Genomic DNA, 3033 nt, shown 5'->3' with positions numbered 1-3033 from the left:
CAGCTCGACCAGGACGCCGCCTCGCGCAAGCGCATCGCGCAGCTGACCGCCCGCGCCACCCAGGCGGGTGCGCGTTCACCGGCGGCTGCCGCCCTCGCCCACGCCAGCGCGGCGGAAGGCCGGGCCGCACTGCTGCGACAGGTCACCAACTGCGACCTGCTGGTGAAGTCGCTGGTCGCGCTGACCGCCCGCGAGGAAGGCGCCCTGCGCATCGAGCTCGCCACGCGCGCCAACCGGCTGCCGCAGCCGCGCGAATTCAGCGTCACGTCGCTGCCGGCGGAAGTGCTGGCGCAGCGCCCCGACATCCAGGCCGCGGAGCGCGAGGTCGCCGCCGCCGGCGCCGATGCGACACAGGCTGCCGCGCTGCGCTGGCCGCGCATCACGCTCGCGGGCAACCTGGGCGCGGCGCGTTCCAGCAGCGCGGGCCTCACGACCGACGGCTCAGTCTGGACGATGGGGCCGGTCGCGGTGACCTTCCCGCTCTTCGACGGCGGCACGCGGCGCGCCAACGCCGAAGTCGCGCGCGAACGCCACGACGCCGCGATGCGGGTCTACGCCGCGCGGCTGCGCACCGCGATCCAGGAGGTGGAAAGCGCCCTCGTCACGCTGCAGGGCACCGCCCTGCGGCAGGAGGACGCGGCCGCGGCGGCGCTCGGCTACGAGCGCTCCTACCGCGCCACCGCGGCGAGCTACGAGGCCGGCGCCTCCAGCCTCTTCGAGGTCGAGGACGCGCGCCGCTCGTTGCTGGTCGCGCAGAGCACGCTGAACGGCCTGCGCCATGAGCGGCTCGTCGCCTGGATCTCGCTGTACCGCGCGGTCGGCGGCGGCTGGGCGACGCCCGCGCCGGCGGACGACGCCGGTCCATCCCGTCTGCCGGCGAATGAAACGACCGCCTCCGCATCGACGTCCGCATCGACGTCCGCATTGATCGGCGCATCCCGCGCCGCCGCGATCTCCGTCAACGACATCACCTCCGACCTCCTCCGCCGATGATGACTCCCTCCCTCAAGCTCACACTCTCCGTCGCAGCCGCGGCGCTGCTGTGCGCCGCCCTCGCCGTCAAGTTCGTCAGTCCCTCCGCGACGGCCAGCGAGCCGGCGGCCGGGCCTCATGAGAAGCCCGCGCTCGCGGTGGCCGTCGCGCGCCTTCGACCGGCGACGCTGCCCATCAGCCTGTCCGCCAACGGCAACGTGACGGCCTGGCAGGAGGCGCTGATCGGCTCCGAGGCCAACGGCCTGCGCCTGACCGACGTGAAGGTCAACGTTGGCGACGAGGTCCGTCGCGGTCAGGTCCTGGCGACCTTCTCCGCCGACACGGTGAACGCCGAACTCGCGCAGCGTCGCGCCGAGGTCGCGCAGGCGGCCGTGGCGCTCGCTGAAGCCTCGGCCAATGCGCAGCGCGCGCAGGCACTGCAGGAAAGCGGCGCGCTGTCGACGCAGCAGATCCAGCAGTACGACGCCGCCGCGCGCTCCGCGCAGGCGCGGCTGGACGCGGCCCGCGCCGTCGAGCAGAGCCAGTCGCTGCGGCTCACGCACACGCGAGTGCTCGCGCCGGACGACGGCGTCATCTCCGCGCGCGCCGCGACGGTGGGTTCCGTGGTGCCGGCGGGACAGGAGCTGTTCCGCATGATCCGAGGCGGCCGCGTCGAATGGCGCGCCGAGATCGCCGCGCCCGACCTCGTCCGGCTCAAGCCGGGACAACGCGTCCGCGTCACGCTGGTCAACGGCGAGGCCGTGGAGGGCCGCGTGCGCATGATCGCGCCCTCGGTCGACATGCTGACGCGCAACGGTCTCGTGTACGTGGACCTGCCGCGCCATCACGCGGCGCGCGCCGGCACCTATGCGCACGGCGACTTCGACCTGGGCAGCAGCGCCGCGATGGTGCTGCCAAGCAGCGCCGTGCAGATGCGCGACGGGCTGCATCAGGTGATGCGGATCGACGGGAAGGACCGCGTCGCCCAGGCCCGCGTGCGCATCGGCCGCCAGACCGGGGACATGGTGGAGATCCTGGAAGGCCTGGCGCGCGCCGACCGCGTGGTCGCGTCCGGCGGCGCCTTCCTCGGCGACAACGACCTGGTGCGCGTCGTCGGAGGCGCGCCATGAGCCTCAACGTCTCTTCGTGGTCGATCCGGAATCCGTCGCCCGCCATCCTGCTGTTCGTGCTGCTCACGGTGCTGGGGCTGATGGCCTTCTCCGCGCTGTCCGTCCAGAACTTCCCCGACATCGACGTGCCGCGCGTCTCCGTCTCCGCGTCGCTGCCCGGCGCGTCGCCGTCGCAGATGGAGACGGAGGTCGCCCGCAAGATCGAGAACTCGCTGGCCACCGTCCAGGGCGTCAAGCACATCCACACGACGCTGACCGACGGCTCGGCCGAGATCGCCATCGAGTTCCGGCTGGAGAAGCCGACCGACCAGGCCGTCGACGACGTCCGCGACGCGGTCGCGCGGGTCCGCGCCGACCTGCCGGCCGACCTGCGCGATCCCGTCATCAAGAAGGTCGAGATCGTCGGCTCGGCGATCCTGACCTTCACGGTGGCACCCGGTTCCGATCGGCAGCTGGATACCGAGGCGCTGTCCTGGATCATCGACAACGACGTGAGCCGCACGCTGCTCGCCGTGCCCGGCGTCGGCGCGGTGAACCGCGTCGGCGGCATCGAGCGCGAGGTGCGCGTCGAACTCGATCCGCAGCGCCTGCTCGCGCTGAACACGACCGCCGCCGAGATCTCGCGCCAGCTGCGCGAGGTGCAGCAGGAGGCTTCGGGCGGTCGCGTCGACCTCGGCGGCATCGAGCAGTCGGTGCGCACGATCGCGACGGTGCGCACGGCCGAGGACATCGCCGCCATCGAACTCTCGCTGACCGACGGCCGGCGCATCCGCATCGGCCAGGTCGCGACGATGACCGACACCGCCGCGGAGGCCCGCGCCGCCGCGCTGCTGGACGGTCGGCCGGTGGTCGGCTTCGAGATCGTCCGTGCGCGCGGCTTCGGCGAACTGGAGGTGGCCGCCGGCGTGCGCCGCGCCGTCGCCACGCTGCA

At 73.2% G+C, this 3033-nt stretch carries 3 protein-coding genes; all 3 read left to right on the top strand.

What is annotated here, in order from left to right:
- A partial coding sequence (locus VF536_RS18195) for a TolC family protein (protein WP_331616274.1) occupies window positions 1–993 on the top strand: 993 nt, incomplete at its 5' end.
- The gene (locus tag VF536_RS18190; RefSeq protein WP_331616273.1) at window positions 990–2102 is read left to right on the top strand and encodes an efflux RND transporter periplasmic adaptor subunit; all 1113 of its coding nucleotides are present in this window, start codon (window positions 990–992) and stop codon (window positions 2100–2102) included. The genes VF536_RS18195 and VF536_RS18190, both read left to right, overlap by 4 nt.
- On the top strand, window positions 2099–3033 hold a 935-nt coding region (locus tag VF536_RS18185; RefSeq protein ID WP_331616272.1), incomplete at its 3' end, for an efflux RND transporter permease subunit. The genes VF536_RS18190 and VF536_RS18185, both read left to right, overlap by 4 nt.

The sequence above is a fragment of the Roseateles sp. genome (assembly GCF_036486225.1).
Lineage (GTDB): Bacteria > Pseudomonadota > Gammaproteobacteria > Burkholderiales > Burkholderiaceae_C > Roseateles.
Note: the sequence above shows the minus strand (reverse complement) of the source record. Positions and strands in the feature narration are given on the sequence as shown.